Here is a 16,187-nt window from a genome sequence, read left to right as displayed (position 1 = left end):
ACATGGTGCGGAAGGAGAGACTTGAACTCTCACACTTTGCAATACTAGAACCTAAATCTAGCGCGTCTACCAATTCCGCCACTTCCGCACTAACTATCAACTTATCAGCAGGTAATACTGACAAGGGTCGATAACATCACCTGAGTGAGTCATCAAATATGGGGCGACTGAAGGGGATTGAACCCTCGACAACCGGAATCACAATCCGGGGCTCTACCAACTGAGCTACAACCGCCACAAACTTATTGTTAATCTCGCTAGGCTATTAATAAAAATTAATGCATTAGCAAAACTAATCTAAAATATGGTGACCCCTATAGGATTCGAACCTATGGCCTACGGCTTAGAAGGCCGTTGCTCTATCCAACTGAGCTAAGGAGTCATTGGTCGGTGATAGAGGATTCGAACCTCTGACCCCCTGGTCCCAAACCAGGTGCGCTACCAAGCTGCGCTAATCACCGAACTTGTTGAAGACAACGTCTGTCAACGAGGGTGGATATTACAGAGTTGCTCTGTTCGCGTCAAATAGTTTATTAAACCGAAGAAACAACTGCCTAATAGTTATACACCAAGCGAGATTATAACCACAACATGCTCGATTTGAGTGCTAATTGCAGACTTTTTACTAAATAGTAATCCAAATCAATAACAAAGCAGGTCTAAATTAACCTGCTTATCGGCGTTCTAATCTATTTATACTAGCTCTGCAACCACAGTTTCAGACCAAGACTCTAAATTTAGCTTAGCTAATTCACCCGCAGTTAAGAAACCCGCTAAATTCAACGCGTCTTCTTTACTGGTTACAACAAGATCTGCGTGCACTTCAGCAACCAATACTATACCTAGATGTACTTCATCAACGGGGGTTAGATCTTTAGAAAGGTAACCAATGGTCGTCATACCAAGAAAATCACTCTCAGTTAGGCCTAACTCTTCATGTAATTCACGGTACATACCGGTACGTAACGTATCGGTTAATTGGAATACGCCTTTTTCATCATAAACCGCATCAACCGCATCAACGTGACCACCAATACCGATACTGAATAAGTTATGTAGACGAGATTCACCACCGGATTTAGAACGTTCGTATGCCAAGTATTTGTCACCCTGCTTTACCACTACATAGGGAATAAGCTGGCGAAATTTAGGGTTTGTTTCTAACAGCGCACGCTGCATGATAACGACATCTTTGCTTTGGATATTAACAGTAGCACTGTCAATTAAACGGGTTGAAGGTGCTGCAACGTCTGCAAAAACGGAAATAATATGCTCTTGGTGTTTCACTGTTATCTACCTAAATAATTCAAAGCATCTTTATAACCAAATACGCCCTGCTTGTCACTGCAATTAGATAATTATTTATCCACATCAATTGCTGACAAACTGGTGTTTTAGTGCGAAAATAGCGCAACTTTCTAACCTAGAGATGAATATAACTCAATGACTGCTCAAATCATTAATGGAAAAAATATTTCTCAGCAAGTTCGTCAGAAAGTTGCTGAAGAAGTGGCTACGCGTACCGCACAAGGATTACGCGCCCCGGGTCTTGCTGTGATTTTAGTGGGTGCCGATCCGGCATCACAAGTATATGTTGGGAGTAAACGTCGTGCCTGTGAAGAGGTCGGCTTCGTTTCTAAATCTTACGATCTTGAAAGAGATTGCTCACAAGAGGCTTTATTAGCATTAATTGATGAGTTAAATGCAGATGCCACGATTGATGGAATATTAGTGCAACTGCCTTTACCTGCGCATATTGATACCACGGTTGTGTTGGAACATATTCGCCCAGATAAAGATGTTGATGGTTTTCACCCGTATAACGTAGGTCGTTTATCTCAACGTATCCCTGCATTACGTCCTTGCACACCTAAAGGTATTATTACGTTACTTGAATCAACCGGTGTTGGCCTACATGGTCTAGATGCTGTTGTAGTCGGTGCGTCGAATATTGTTGGTCGTCCAATGACGCTTGAATTATTACTTGCAGGTTGTACAACGACAACATGTCACCGCTTTACTAAAGACTTAGAAGCGCATGTACGCCGTGCCGATTTAGTTGTAGTTGCAGTTGGTCGTCCTAACTTTATTCCAGGTGAGTGGATCAAGAAAGGCGCAATTGTGATCGATGTTGGTATTAACCGTTTAGAAAATGGCAAACTTGTTGGTGATGTTGGCTTTGAAGTAGCAAAAGAAAACGCTTCTTTCATTACCCCTGTACCAGGTGGTGTTGGTCCAATGACAGTGGCAAGCTTGATCGAGAATACCCTAATTTCTTGCCGTGATTATCATTCAAAATAATCGCTACGCAATAAGTTACGTATAATACGTAATGAATCATCACGTATTATAAATAGAAAAGCCGCATCACCTTTTGGTCATGCGGCTTTTTTGTAAGCTAAACGCTGCGTTAAACCTTTATTTAAAACTTAAAAGCTCTACTTCAAAAATCAGGGTTGAACCGGCTTGGATCGAACCAGCACCACGGTTACCATAGGCTAAACGGCTTGGGATAAAGAATCGACGTTTTTCACCGACTACCATTAATTGTACACCTTCAGTCCAACCTGGGATCACTTGATTTAAACCAAATGTAATTGGCTCGCCACGCTGCACAGAACTATCAAACACACTACCGTCTAGTAATGTACCGTGATAATGTACCGTCACTTTAGAACGACCCGTTGGGTGCTCAGTGCCGGTACCTTCTGTTAATACTGTTGATTGCAAACCAGAAGCCGTTTCTTCAACGCCTTCTTTTTCTAGATTCGCCGCTAAAAACAACTTACCAGCTTCAATGTTCTCAGCCGCTTGTTTCTTGTTACCACCCATGCGTTGCATAAGGAAAAACACCAACGCACAACCGATGATCACAGAAATAATTTTTAACATGGTTAATCCTTTATCTAACTCTTTATTAAGTAAATAAAATGCCAATGACTACTTAAATTAAAAATAAAAGTATCGGCCATTGGCACTTAACATCAATTAGAGGCTTTACTTACGACGCCAACTAGTACCGTTAGCACCGTCTTCCAATACGATACCCAGTGCGTTCAACTTGTCACGCGCATCATCTGCCATGCCCCAATCTTTGCTTGCACGCGCATCGTTACGCTGTTTAATAAGCGCTTCAATTTCAGCCACTTCATCATCTTCGCCCGCATCACCTTGCAAGAACGCTTCAGGTGTTTGTGACAGTAGACCAAGTACATTACCAAACGAAATTAACTGCGCGGCTAATTCACCAGCACGTTTTGCGTCAATCTCTTTAATACGATTAATTTCTTTTGCAAGTTCGAACAACACCGGGAATGCTTCAGGCGTATTGAAGTCATCGTCCATTGCCGCTTTAAACGTTTCAACATACGCTTCACAACCTGGCACAACACCTTCTACATATTCTGTCACATCAGCAATTTTTACATCACGCAATGCCGTATACAGACGCTCTAAGCTTGAACGCGCTTGCTTTAAGTTGTCTTCAGAATAGTTTAACTGACTACGATAATGACCAGAAAGTAAGAAGTAACGAACTGATTCGCCATCGTACTTTTCTAATACATCACGGATAGTAAAGAAATTATTCAGTGATTTAGACATTTTCACTTTGTCGATTTGTACCATACCTGAATGCATCCACGTATTTACATACTCACCGTTATTAGCGCAGCACGACTGTGCCACTTCATTTTCGTGGTGTGGGAACATCAAATCAGAACCACCACCGTGAATATCAAATACTTCACCTAGCAGTTTATTGTTCATTGCAGAACACTCAATGTGCCAACCTGGACGACCTTCACCCCAAGGAGAAATCCAGCTTGGCTCACCTGGTTTAGCCATTTTCCACAATGCGAAGTCCATTGGATTACGCTTATCAGCCTCAACTTCAACACGTGCACCAGCTTGCAGCATATCCAAGTCTTGACCACTTAACTTGCCGTAGTCAGCGAATGTCTTCACTTCAAACAATACATCACCACTGCTCGCAACATAAGCGTGACCTTTGGCCACTAACTTCTCGATAATCTCGATAATATCTGGCATATGACCTGTTACCGTCGGTTCCATATCAGGGCGGATCATGTGCAGCGCATCAAAATCTTCATGCATAGCTTGGGTAAAACGCGTTGTTAACTGATCGCAAGTTTCACCATTTTCATTTGCACGTTTGATGATCTTATCATCAACATCGGTAATGTTACGGATAAACTTAACCGCATAACCGCGATGGCGAAGGTAACGCACCACAGTATCAAACGCCACAAAAGTACGACCATGACCAATATGACAATAATCATAGATAGTCACGCCACATACGTACATACCTATTTCACCTTCAGTAATAGGTTTAAATTGTTCTTTTTGACGAGTCAGTGTGTTGTAAATCTTCAGCATCGAATAGTGATCCTTGCGCAAACAGTAAAAATGCAAATAATTGACTGATTTTACCATCAGCATTAATGATTACTAGCTTTGCAACTGCATAAAAGGCCAAAATTTAACTGAACAACCAAAAAAGTGCATAAATCAGCCAAATTAAAGCACAAAAATAACCCCTTCCCACCCCTTCGTTCCCTAAAAGCTTTGCCATTGTCGACCTTTAGGATAGAATTTACCTCGTTAATTAACCAAAGGATCATTAAGATGATAACTCTACATACAGATTTCGGTGATATCAAAATCGCACTTAACTTTGAAAGTGCACCAAAAACAGCAGCTAACTTCCTAGAGTACGCAAAAAGCGGCTTCTACGAAGGTACTATCTTTCACCGTGTAATCGATGGCTTCATGGTTCAAGGCGGCGGCATGCTTCCTGGTATGGAAGAGAAAAGCTCAAATGCATGTATCGAAAATGAAGCAGACAATGGTCTGTCGAATAAATTAGGTACATTAGCAATGGCTCGTACTTCTGATCCGCATTCAGCAAGTTCGCAGTTCTTCATCAACATCAAAGACAACAACTTCCTAGACTTCACAAGCAAGACGTCACAAGGTTGGGGTTACTGCGTATTTGCTGAAGTTGTTGAAGGTATGGACGTGATTGAAAAAATCAAAAAAGTAGCGACTGGCAACAAACTTGGCCACGGTGATGTACCACTAGAAGACATCATCATTACTAAAGTAACTGTAGAAGAAGCTTAATCGCTCACTCAGTTTCTGAAAAATAAATACACTGCTTAGGTAGTGTATTTTTTATTCCCGACAAGGATGATACCAGCACATGACTACTTTGTTTATTTCAGATCTGCACCTTGATGAACGCCGTCCGCAAATTACCGAGTTATTTTTACACTTTCTTGCGACCGAAGCGCGCCAAGCTGACGCACTCTACATTTTGGGCGACCTATTTGAATTTTGGTCAGGTGATGATATTCGCAATACACTTAATGACAGTGTTAAAAATGGACTTAAAACCTTAACCGACAGTGGCATCAAATGCTTTTTAGTAAAAGGTAATCGTGATTTTCTGATCAGTAAGCGTTTTGCTAAAGAAACGGGGGTGACGATACTTGGAGATTACACGGCAATTGACCTTGATGGCCAACAAGTATTGATCGCACATGGTGATACCTTCTGTACGCTTGATGAAAAATACCAAGCATTTCGTACCGCAGTAAACATCCCATGGCGTCAAAAATTATTCACCTGTTTACCTATCTTCGTACGCGAAGCTATTGCCGATAAAATACGCGGAAAAAGCCAACAAGGTAATCAGCAAAAAAGCATGACAATCATGGACGTGACAGAGTCTGAGGTGGTCAGTAAGATGCAAGAATATCACTGTGATATTTTAATTCACGGTCATACTCACAAACCAAATATCCATGATGTTCAATTGACAGCAGATAAGCTCGGAAAGCGGATTGTACTCGGTGATTGGTTTGACCAAGGCAGTGTGCTTATTTGGCGTGACGGTCAATATGACCTCCAGCAACGGGCCTTTCTGAAGAATACGGCAGAAAAATAACACCACGAATAAACCAAATAACAGAATAAAATGGCAATAAAAAAGGAGCTTCACGCTCCTTTTACGATCTATTTATGATTAAAGCAAAAAACTACATAATTCAACTCATATTAAGCTTACTCGCCTTCGTTATGAATTTCTAAATTAGCAATTTCTTCTTTTTCTTTGACTATTTTAGCACCATCGTTACGAACATCGTTAAGACGCTGTAAATAATCCGCATCAATATCACCCGTCACGTATTCACCGCTAAACACTGAGGTTTCGAATTTTTTAATCTCAGGGTTACATTTTGAAACCGCAGCGATTAAATCATCTAGATCTTGGAAAATAAGTGCATCAGCACCGATCATCGTTGCAATCTCATCGACGCTTCTACCATGGGCGATTAGCTCGTCAGTGCTCGGCATATCAATACCGTAAACGTTCGGATAGCGCACTTCTGGTGCAGCTGAAGCTAAATAAACATTTTTAGCACCCGCTTCACGAGCCATTTCGATAATCTGCTCTGATGTAGTACCACGTACAATGGAGTCATCGACTAATAGTACATTTTTACCAACAAATTCTGATGAAATTGCATTTAATTTACGGCGTACAGACTTACGACGTAACGTTTGTCCTGGCATGATAAACGTACGGCCAATATAACGGTTTTTAACAAAACCTTGGCGGTATGGTAATTCCAGCACTTTTGCAATTTCTAAGGCACTATCACACGACGTTTCAGGAATTGGGATCACCACATCAATGTCAATATCAGCCCATTCACGCTTAATTTTATGACCGAGTTTCTCGCCCATTGCAAGACGTGATTCGTAAACCGATACCTTATCAATGGTTGAGTCTGGACGTGCAAAATAAACAAATTCAAAAATACATGGGTTATGCTTTGCATCTTTAGCACAGTGCGCGCTAAATAGCTCACCTTCGTCAGTAATATAAACCGCTTCACCAGGTTCAATATCACGTACAAAGTTAAAACCGACTGCATCAAGTGCAACAGATTCAGAAGCAACCATATATTCTTTTTGAGTGCCTTCGTCACGCATACCTAATACTAACGGACGAATACCATTAGGATCACGAAAAGCAACCAGACCATGATTAATAATCAGAGATACCACAGCATAAGCACCGCGTGCCTGCTTGTGTACAGCTGTAATTGCAGTAAAAATATCTTCTGCAGTCAAATGTAAACTTGGGCATTTATCTAATTCATGCGCCATAACATTAAGTAATACTTCTGAATCAGACGTGGTATTAATGTGACGACGGGCTTTATGAAATTGATCTTCTTTTAATTGGGCGGCGTTGGTTAGATTTCCGTTATGAGCAAGGGAAATACCGAACGGAGAGTTAACATAGAAAGGTTGAGCCTCTGCGGCACTAGAGCTTCCTGCTGTAGGGTATCGAACATGACCGATACCAATATTACCTTTCAAACGCTGCATATGTTTAGCTTCGAATACATCGCTCACTAAACCATTTGCTTTGCGCTGCCTAAAGTTTCCATCACTTAAGGTTACAATCCCTGCAGCATCCTGTCCTCGATGCTGTAATACTGTTAATGCATCATAGATAGACTGATTAACAGGGGTTGTAGAAACAATGCCAACAATTCCACACATAACCTAAATTCCTCGTTTACTGTGCTTTCGATAAAATGCTAGTTATACCCAAATTACTTCAAGACACTATATTGCATCTTGAGGTAGCTTGGGTATATAACGTTTCACTTGTCATAAACCCTGCATGTTGTCCCATGCAGAAGCTTGATGTTCAAAAAACCATTTAATGAGTGGTTTTAACTCAGCTATTAGTGGCGAGCCCTGCCACCAAGCCGTTTCCGGGAAACTGGTGAATAACTGTAAAAATAACAGTAACACGCACACCACTAATACTCCTCGGGCAATACCAAAGCATACACCGAGTAATCTATCCGTACCTGACAAGCCCGTTTTATCGACTAGCTGACCAAGTATGTAATTTAGCAAAGCCCCTAACATAAGGGTCGAAATAAATAATAGCGCTATCGCCACGCCATTTTTAACTAATTGTTCGCTAAACGCGGCACTAAACGCATCGAAATTTTCTAAGTAAGCAGCGATATCTTGATAATAAAAACGAGATATAAAGAAAGCACAAAACCAAGTACAAAGAGAGAACGCTTCCTTGACAAAACCACGTACTAAACTTATCACTGAAGATAAACCAACAACACCTAAGATAAGGTAATCAATCCATGCCATGTTTTGTTCCACTCATTTGAAATTCGCGCCATTGTAACAAGTTAAATCCGAGATTGATAATAGTTAAAAACAAAAAAAACCGACATAAATGTCGGCTTTTTAATTACTTGTCTCGTGGGTCAAATTTTTCAATGACACCTTTCAAACCAGTGATTTTTTGTAATGTTGGCAATAAACGTTTTAACTCATTTTTGTCAACATTCGGGCCCACATAGAGTCTGTTCAACTGACCCGCCTTTTTATAACGCGGGAGTCGGTAGGCATCAAATCCAGCCTTCCTGATTTTTTTAACTAAATCATCGACGGCGGCTGAATTTTTAAACGTACCCAAACGAAGACTCCAACTATTACCGACTGGTGGTATCACCTTTACGGTTTTAACTGGCTTAACCAATGGGGCGAGCTTCTGCTTTTTAGCGATAGCCGTTGGTGTTGAAATCCTTTTTTCAACTTTATCTACTGACGTTAAGTTGACTGTCGGCGCTGGTTCAATTAATAACTCAGTATCGACTACTTCATTATCTAATGAATCATGTTCTAACGAATCAAAGTTAACGGGATCCGCAAGTTCAACAAGCGAAGGGCGCAAAGGAATACTCGCGGTATTCTCACGATACGTTATCTTCTGACCATCAAGTAAGTCAGGTAAAAAGATAATACCAATCGCCACTAAAATGATAGTGCCGACTAAGCGATGTTGAAATGTCGATGTCACGTTTATTTAACCACTTATATGTTGGATAATTTCCGCTACCGTGAAAAATGAGCCGAAACCAATAATAATGTCATTACAATCAGCACTTTGGTTTGCTGACTGCCAAGCTTTCGCTATTGTATCATGACTCATAGGTTGCTGCCTAAGGCTATCATGGCTTTTACTATTCTGTTGCATTGCAGCAACTAATCCCTGCTCAATTTGCTGACAGGGCGCAGCTCGATCCCCCTGCAATGCCGCCAAGTGCCAACAATCTATAACGTCAGTTAACGCTGCCAAGCTTGCCGCAATATCTTTATCTTTAAGCATACCGACCACAGCAATGATCTTCACTGGTGCGCTAGCCTGTTGTTTTAAACGTGTAAGCTGCGTGGCTAAATAACGTGCTGATTCAGGATTGTGTGCGACATCTAAAAACTGTTGCGGAGATGTGCCTAATTGCTGCAGTCGACCCGCTAATCTCGCACTGGCAACACCACTGCGGATCGCAGTATCAGGCACTGTTAACCCTAATGCTTGAATAGCGGCGATCGCCGTTGCCGCATTTTGTAATGGTAACTGCGGAATTTCGAGCGCCGTAAATGTTAATGCACTAGCATCTTGCTGCTCGGTTGAATTTGATCGCCAGTCCCAGGTGTCGCCGTGCTGCGTATAATAATAATCACGATTAACGGCAATCAGCTCCGCACCAACTTCTTCAGCATACGCTGCAATTGTCGATGGTGGGTTGATGACGCCACAAATGGCTTTTTTACCCGCGCGAAAAATACCGGCTTTTTCCCGTGCAATCACCGCTTTATCTGTGCCTAACCAATCAGCATGGTCAATATCAATGGTGGTCACAACGGCAACATCAGCAGATACAATGTTAGATGCATCTAAACGACCACCTAACCCCACTTCGAGGATAACCACATCGAGTGCCGCATCTTGAAATAACTTCAGGGCTGACAGTGTCGTAAATTCAAAATACGTTAATGTCGTATCGCCACGCCCCGCTTCGATAAACGCAAAGGAGTCAGCATGAGCTTGCGCGGTGAGCATTTTACCGTTAACGCGAACACGCTCTCGATAATCTTGAATATGGGGAGAACTTGTGACCCCGACATTGAAGCCTGCATCAAGTAAAATACGCTCTAAGAAGGCGCAAGTAGAGCCTTTGCCGTTGGTGCCTGCAACCGTAATCACTTTAGCAGCAAACGTCGTTAATGCGAGATCCGCAGCAACACGCCCTATACGACCTAATCCCATTTCAATATTAACAGGATGAATACTTTCTAAGTAGCAAAGCCAGTCTGCGAGAGACTGGCTTTTATTAATACTGTTCAACATCGGTAATAGTTACTCGTCAGTGTTTACTCGTTAATTTTTTGAGCGTCACTTGGCGTCTTAATTTCATCGGCTGCGGGCACAATAACAGGTGTCGTTTCTGTACTTGCTGCTGCAGTCGTGATGTGATCAGACGTTTCCAAGTTCATCATCTTCGCTAATAAGCCTGCAAGTTTATCACGCATTTCACGACGATCAACAATCATATCGATCGCCCCTTTCTCTAGCAAGAATTCGCTGCGTTGGAAACCTTCTGGTAATTTTTCGCGTACTGTTTGCTCAATAACACGTGGGCCGGCAAAACCAATCAGTGCTTTTGGCTCAGCAATGTTAACGTCACCTAGCATGGCTAAACTGGCAGATACGCCACCCATGGTTGGATCTGTCAGCACCGAAATATAAGGTAAACCTTTGGCTGATAGCTTCGCTAACGCTGCACTCGTCTTCGCCATTTGCATTAATGAGAATAATGCTTCCTGCATACGCGCACCGCCACTGGCAGAAAAACAAATTAACGCACGGTTTTCAGCCATACATACATTGATTGCAGCAACAAAACGAGCACCAACAACGGTTGCCATCGAACCGCCCATAAATGAGAATTCAAATGCACAAACAGCAACGGGAATACCTTTAACTGTCCCTTTCTCTACGACCAACGCATCTTTTTCGCCGGTTGTTTTTTGCGCGTTAGATAAACGATCTTTATATTTTTTGGTATCGCGGAATTTCAACTTATCACTTGGCTCAAATTCAGCACCTATTTCAATTCGGCCATCTTTATCAAGCAATTTATTGAGGCGTTCACGTGCATTCACGCGCATATGATGATCGCATTTAGGGCAAACGCCTAGATTACGCTCAAGTTCTGCATGGTATAAAACCTGATCACAAGAGGAACACTTGGTCCACACACCTTCAGGAATATTACGGCGCGAAGTTGCGCTCTTGCTTTTTGGTAGTATTTTTTCAATCCAGCTCATGAACCCTACTTATAATTTGTTCTAATTAATTGAAGTATATGATGTTAAATGCGTTGTTAATACGATAATGAGAAAAATTTCAAAATCAATTAACAAAAATTAATGCGTTAAGTCTATGTTCATCAAACTCAACAATACTTCACATTTATCGTGTAATACAATTAAATCACAAATTATCCAATAAGTTTATATAAAACTGGTCATACCCTTGTGACTTCCCATCCAAATTTAATAAAAAGTCACCTCCCAGAATCAATATTAGCGATTTAAAATCGCTTTATTCTGCACGCTGGTAATGATTAATTCTTTAAATTAAAATCAACTTAATTGCAACTAAAGCAATCAGTTAAAATTGTTCTGGTAAAAACAGTGGCCCTACAGCAGGTCTCGGCAGGTTAAACTGACTTGGGTAATCAACTTCGACCATGTACAGACCTTCCGCTTTACTTGTTGCAGCGGCAACAGAACGATCTTTACCGGCTAATAACTCAGCAATCCAAGATACTGGTTTGTTACCTTTACCGACTTCCATTAATGAACCGGCTAAATTTCTCACCATATGATGTAAAAATGCATTCGCCTTCACATCAATAATAATGTACGAATTTTGGCGAATCACATTAATATGGTGCATGGTTTTAATCGGACTTTTGGCCTGACAATGTTTCGCACGGAAAGCGGTGAAATCATGTTCGCCCACTAATTGCTGCGCCGCTTCATGCATCAATGCAACATCAATATCACCGTAGTAATGACTAACACCAGCACTCAAAATTGCAGGGCGTAACTGGCTGTTATAGATAATATAACGATAACGTCGAGCGGTAGCGCTAAAACGGGCGTGAAACTCTTCATCGACTTCTAGTGCCCAACGAACAGCAATATCGTCAGGTAGATTAGCATTCACACCCAGCGTCCAAGCAACGTCTTGACGTACAGCGTCAGTATCAAAATGCACAACTTGACCGGTACCATGAACACCAGAGTCGGTACGTCCAGCGCAATGAACTCTCACGGGGTGGTTCGCAACGCGTGACAATGCATCTTCCAATTTCTCTTGTACACTGATCACGTCTTTTTGTCGCTGCCAGCCGTAATATTTACTACCGTCATATTCTATACCGAGTGCAATTCGCATTTATCTTCCAACTTTAGACTTTCATTAATTTTAAAAAAACAAAAAGCGGTGACTTTCGCCACCGCTTTACTCATTATTACACAATAATTATATCACTCAATTATACCGCTTCAGCTTACAAGTTGAAAGTAGCTAAAGTTCGATAACACCACTAATGTTTTACACCACTAATAGTGAGTCATCATAATCGGCTCAGCAACTTGTTCACTTCCGCTTGCTGAACAGCATCACCAGCACCGGCTAATGGCTCTAAAATTGATTTCGCGCCGTCTTTATCTTCAATTTCAAGATAAGCACGGGCAAGGTCTAATTGCGCACTAAAGCGATTACTCTCGTCATCAATAACAACTGCATTACTATCCAGCAATGTATTGCTGTACTCATCAAGTCCTACGTCTAGTTTTACTTGATCGTAAGGTTCATCGACAATAGATGCAGGTTGTTGAGAAGCTTCATTTAACAATTTATCAATATCAATAAACTCTTCAGCTTGTGCAGCTGCAACATCAATTGGCGCTTGGTCACTTGGCGCGTCGCTAAATGCGTTAGGGCTGTACTCCGCCAGCATAGCGTCAATATCATTTAATGGTTCATCGCTAGAAGCAGGTGGTTTTGTTACTTCAGGTGCTTTATTCGCAGTGCCGTCAAGTTCAGCTAGCATTTCATCGACCGTCTGGCCATGCGCTTGAGGTAGTTCATCGTTATATGCCGCTATATCCTGCGCTGGCTCATCAACCCCTGCACTTGCTAAAATACTATCGACATCATCAACATCAAGGTTATTGTCATTGCTCGATAATTCTGTGTCTGTGGGTGGCGCTATATTGGTGTCGAATCTCGTTTCAGCCAATAGACTATCGATGTCGTCCATATCGACTGTTTGCTGGTTATCTAAATTAGCCGAGACACTCTCAGCGTTAGATTGCGCGATAGCATCCAGCCCGGCATCAGCTAAAAGACTATCGATATCGTCCATAGCAACGGCTTCGTTCTGCGCCGGAACCTGCGGCTCATTATATGAGACGTCCTTAGTTTCTGCTTGAATGGCGGCTTCTAGCTCAGCTTCTGCGAGGATGCTCTCAATATCGTCCATGTTCACAAATTCATCATTTACTACAGACGGTGATTCAGGAACTTGTGCTTTACTTAACTTAAATTGCTCTAACATTGAATCAACTTCAGCTAAGTCTTCATCTAGCGTTGGGGGCTTAGTTGTCGGTTGCTCTGGGATCAGGCTTGGTTCGTCAAGCTCTTCACGCCAGCTTAAATCGGGTGTTACACTGTCATTTTCAAAACTGGTACTTTCATCATCCAATGTTAAGTCAATATCACTAAAATCGTTATCGTTCAAATTTAACTCTGGCATAACAGGCGTTTGTTCAATCACTCCTGCCACAATCGGCGCTGTAGCCTGGGTTACAATAGGCTCAACCGGCGAGTTATCATGCGCATCGGTAAATGAAGTCGTTTCCTGTTGCATCTGTAAATTGAAATTTGGTTCCGCCAACGTATTTATTTCGTTATTGGGTTTATCTTCTGCTACTCGCGACTCTTCAGGCATAGCACTATCAACAGCCGAGTCAGTAGAATAGTTGTCGGCATTAAGATAATCACTGAGTTCGTCAACCGTGTTGTCCGTATCAAACATCACATTATCTTCAATGTTATGTTTCTGGTCATTTCGATTTTTTAACCATAAAGCTAACCAAATAAGAGATAACAACGAGAATACGCCCGATACGCCGCCGATTAGCCACCAGTTATTTTGGGATTCAGCTTCCAGAGCCGCTTGTTGTTTCGCCTCTTCAAGCGTTGCTTGTTGTTCACTAATCTGTGCATTTTGTTGCTCAATTAAGGCTTTCAAATCTGCTTTTAATTGATTATCTATCGCCATTTGTTCTTTCAGTTCAGCGAGTTCCATACGGATACTTTCAAGCTGTAACTTAAGGCGGCGATTAGTTTCACTTGATAATAGGAGGTGTTCATTACTTTCTGATAACTCACCTTGCAGTAAAGCCAGTTTATCTCGGCCGTGTTCATTTTTAGGGATAGCTTTCGAATTTGAAGTTGCAGGTTTACTTGCGGCAGTCGATTTAGCTTTCGAATCTGATTTCTTTGTCAGCTGGCGCTTTAGCCTCGAACCGTCTGTGGCTTGTATTTCAGCTACACTGGGGATCTTCAGTATGCTGCCATCAATCATCTTGTTGATGTCACCGTTTAAAAATGCATGAGGGTTAAGCGCTAAGATTGCAGCCATGGTTTTGTATAAACTCAAGCGGTTATTGGGTCTTGTCGCCGTTGCAACAGACCATAATGTATCAGCTCTGACAACAGGGCCATAGCGTCCAGGAGATGACGGAGTATGTACTTCAGGACCTTTTAATTGGAGCACAAATCCATTTGAATTAGCTGCAATACTCGCCATAGGCATCAGCAGAAATAAAACAACCCATTTTAACTTAGATAAACCCGATATCATTGCTAACCCTTACTATGAAACAACACCAACACACTTAAAATTAATATAACATATTCAAAATCCCAGTATACACATGAATTCACTGGTATCTTCATATATACCCAAGTTACTTCAAGATGCTAGTCTCTGGAAGTAGCTTGGGTATAACTATTCTAATGGTTAATTTCAATAAAAAAAACTTGTGAATTGAAATTATGATATAAATCAGGAAAATAAAATTAAAATAAAAAAATAGCACCCATATTGGGTGCTAAACATGCAATTAAAATAAATGCCTAGACAAAGGCTAAATTTACTCTTATAGGTAATCGCGAATTAATAGCTCTGCAATTTGCACACTGTTCGTTGCGGCACCCTTACGGATGTTATCACCAACAACCCACATGTTGATACCTCTCGCGTGTGAGATATCTTCACGTATACGGCCAACAAACACGTCATCATGACCCGCAGAGTCCGACACAGGGGTAGGATAATCTTCTTCATTTTCAATCAGTTTAACACCAGGTGCATGACGCATCAGTGAACGTACTTCTTCAGCACTGATCGGTGTACGCGTTTCTAAATGGATCGCTTCTGAATGACCATAGAATACCGGAACTCGTACCGCGGTTGGATTAACCATAATACTGTCGTCAGCAAAAATCTTTTGCGTTTCCCACACCATTTTCATTTCTTCTTTGGTGTAGCCATTATCCGTGAACACATCAATTTGTGGGATCACGTTAAATGCAATTTGCTTTGGATATACTTTAGTTTCAACTTCACGTGCATTTAATAGACTGGCAGTTTGGCCTGCTAGTTCATCAATTGCGCTTTGACCAGAACCCGATACCGCTTGATATGTAGCTACGTTGATACGTGAAATACCTACTTCATCATGGATAGGTTTCAATGCCACTAACATTTGAATTGTAGAGCAATTGGGATTGGCGATAATGCCACGATTGGTATATTGCGCAATTGCTTCTGGGTTTACTTCTGGCACAACCAGAGGAATATCATCGTCATAACGGAAGTGTGAGGTGTTATCAATAACGACAACGCCTGCATCAGCTGCGATTGGTGCCCATTTTTCTGATACAGAACCACCCGCAGAGAACAAACCAATTTGAACTTGGGTCCAATCGAATTCTTCAACATCTAATACTGTAACTTGTTTATTATTGAAGGTGATTTTACCACCCGCACTACGGCTACTTGCTAATGGATAAATATTACCGATTGGAAATTTACGTTCTTGTAAAATTTCCAACATCATTTTCCCTACAGCACCTGTTGCGCCTAATACTGCAACATCATATAGTTGACTCATCA

At 41.5% G+C, this 16,187-nt stretch carries 14 protein-coding genes and 4 tRNA genes; 3 read left to right on the top strand and 15 right to left on the bottom strand.

Features of this window, described 5'->3' with window-relative positions; translation table 11 throughout:
• Nucleotides 1–3: 3 nt before the first annotated feature.
• The 5 genes from HRT96_RS08150 to HRT96_RS08130 all read right to left on the bottom strand — a co-directional run bounded on the left by HRT96_RS08150 (nucleotide 4) and on the right by HRT96_RS08130 (nucleotide 1,287).
• A tRNA-Leu gene (locus tag HRT96_RS08150) sits at nucleotides 4–88 on the bottom strand.
• A 71-nt stretch (nucleotides 89–159) separates the two neighbouring features.
• Nucleotides 160–235: transfer RNA gene (locus HRT96_RS08145), tRNA-His, on the bottom strand.
• Nucleotides 236–305: 70 nt separating this feature from the next.
• Nucleotides 306–382 (bottom strand) — tRNA-Arg (locus HRT96_RS08140).
• A gap of 2 nt (nucleotides 383–384) precedes the next feature.
• Nucleotides 385–461, bottom strand: a tRNA-Pro gene (locus HRT96_RS08135).
• 232 nt (nucleotides 462–693) lie between these two features.
• Complete coding sequence (locus tag HRT96_RS08130) at nucleotides 694–1,287, bottom strand: NUDIX domain-containing protein (RefSeq protein ID WP_293154756.1); 594 nt, start codon at nucleotides 1,285–1,287, stop codon at nucleotides 694–696.
• 156 nt (nucleotides 1,288–1,443) lie between these two features.
• On the opposite strand from HRT96_RS08130, the gene folD reads away from it, so the two are divergent.
• Nucleotides 1,444–2,301 (top strand): bifunctional methylenetetrahydrofolate dehydrogenase/methenyltetrahydrofolate cyclohydrolase FolD, encoded by an 858-nt coding sequence (gene folD, locus HRT96_RS08125; protein ID WP_293154753.1) that lies wholly within the window; start codon nucleotides 1,444–1,446, stop codon nucleotides 2,299–2,301.
• 117 nt (nucleotides 2,302–2,418) lie between these two features.
• On the opposite strand, the gene HRT96_RS08120 is transcribed toward folD, so the two are convergent.
• On the bottom strand, nucleotides 2,419–2,892 hold the full coding sequence (locus HRT96_RS08120; RefSeq protein WP_293154750.1) for an FKBP-type peptidyl-prolyl cis-trans isomerase: 474 nt from the start codon (nucleotides 2,890–2,892) through the stop codon (nucleotides 2,419–2,421).
• 105 nt (nucleotides 2,893–2,997) lie between these two features.
• Entirely contained in the window at nucleotides 2,998–4,401 is a 1,404-nt protein-coding gene (gene cysS / locus HRT96_RS08115; protein WP_293154747.1) for a cysteine--tRNA ligase, read from the bottom strand.
• Between the two features lie 249 nt (nucleotides 4,402–4,650).
• Here cysS and HRT96_RS08110 point away from each other — a divergent pair, with 249 nt between their 5' ends.
• Together HRT96_RS08110 and lpxH are read left to right on the top strand one after the other, a co-directional pair.
• The gene (locus tag HRT96_RS08110; RefSeq protein WP_293136075.1) at nucleotides 4,651–5,148 is read left to right on the top strand and encodes a peptidylprolyl isomerase; all 498 of its coding nucleotides are present in this window, start codon (nucleotides 4,651–4,653) and stop codon (nucleotides 5,146–5,148) included.
• A 79-nt stretch (nucleotides 5,149–5,227) separates the two neighbouring features.
• On the top strand, nucleotides 5,228–5,974 hold the full coding sequence (lpxH, locus tag HRT96_RS08105; protein WP_293154744.1) for a UDP-2,3-diacylglucosamine diphosphatase: 747 nt from the start codon (nucleotides 5,228–5,230) through the stop codon (nucleotides 5,972–5,974).
• Between the two features lie 116 nt (nucleotides 5,975–6,090).
• Here lpxH and purF read toward each other — a convergent pair whose 3' ends face one another.
• From purF to HRT96_RS08065, 8 genes are all read right to left on the bottom strand, one after another.
• Nucleotides 6,091–7,605, bottom strand: coding sequence for an amidophosphoribosyltransferase (gene purF, locus HRT96_RS08100; protein ID WP_293154741.1), 1,515 nt, complete (start codon nucleotides 7,603–7,605; stop codon nucleotides 6,091–6,093).
• 111 nt (nucleotides 7,606–7,716) lie between these two features.
• Nucleotides 7,717–8,226 carry a CvpA family protein gene (locus HRT96_RS08095; protein ID WP_006032848.1) on the bottom strand — a complete coding sequence of 170 codons (510 nt, stop codon included), beginning with the start codon at nucleotides 8,224–8,226 and terminating at the stop codon, nucleotides 7,717–7,719.
• Between the two features lie 103 nt (nucleotides 8,227–8,329).
• Entirely contained in the window at nucleotides 8,330–8,941 is a 612-nt protein-coding gene (locus HRT96_RS08090; RefSeq protein ID WP_293154738.1) for an SPOR domain-containing protein, read from the bottom strand.
• A gap of 6 nt (nucleotides 8,942–8,947) precedes the next feature.
• Nucleotides 8,948–10,273, bottom strand: a complete 1,326-nt coding sequence (gene folC, locus HRT96_RS08085; protein ID WP_293154735.1) for a bifunctional tetrahydrofolate synthase/dihydrofolate synthase — start codon at nucleotides 10,271–10,273, stop codon at nucleotides 8,948–8,950.
• A 23-nt stretch (nucleotides 10,274–10,296) separates the two neighbouring features.
• Nucleotides 10,297–11,253: an acetyl-CoA carboxylase, carboxyltransferase subunit beta gene (gene accD, locus HRT96_RS08080; protein WP_293154732.1), complete on the bottom strand. Its 957-nt coding sequence runs from the start codon at nucleotides 11,251–11,253 to the stop codon at nucleotides 10,297–10,299.
• Between the two features lie 346 nt (nucleotides 11,254–11,599).
• The gene (gene truA / locus HRT96_RS08075; RefSeq protein ID WP_293154729.1) at nucleotides 11,600–12,391 is read right to left on the bottom strand and encodes a tRNA pseudouridine(38-40) synthase TruA; all 792 of its coding nucleotides are present in this window, start codon (nucleotides 12,389–12,391) and stop codon (nucleotides 11,600–11,602) included.
• Nucleotides 12,392–12,572: 181 nt separating this feature from the next.
• Nucleotides 12,573–14,870: a FimV/HubP family polar landmark protein gene (locus HRT96_RS08070; protein WP_293154726.1), complete on the bottom strand. Its 2,298-nt coding sequence runs from the start codon at nucleotides 14,868–14,870 to the stop codon at nucleotides 12,573–12,575.
• A gap of 298 nt (nucleotides 14,871–15,168) precedes the next feature.
• Complete coding sequence (locus HRT96_RS08065; RefSeq protein WP_293154723.1) at nucleotides 15,169–16,185, bottom strand: aspartate-semialdehyde dehydrogenase; 1,017 nt, start codon at nucleotides 16,183–16,185, stop codon at nucleotides 15,169–15,171.
• Nucleotides 16,186–16,187: the final 2 nt, after the last annotated feature.

It is taken from the genome of Moritella sp., assembly GCF_013215705.1.
GTDB lineage: Bacteria > Pseudomonadota > Gammaproteobacteria > Enterobacterales > Moritellaceae > Moritella.
The sequence above is the reverse complement of the archived record's forward strand: the minus strand, read 5'-3'. Positions and strand labels throughout refer to the sequence as shown.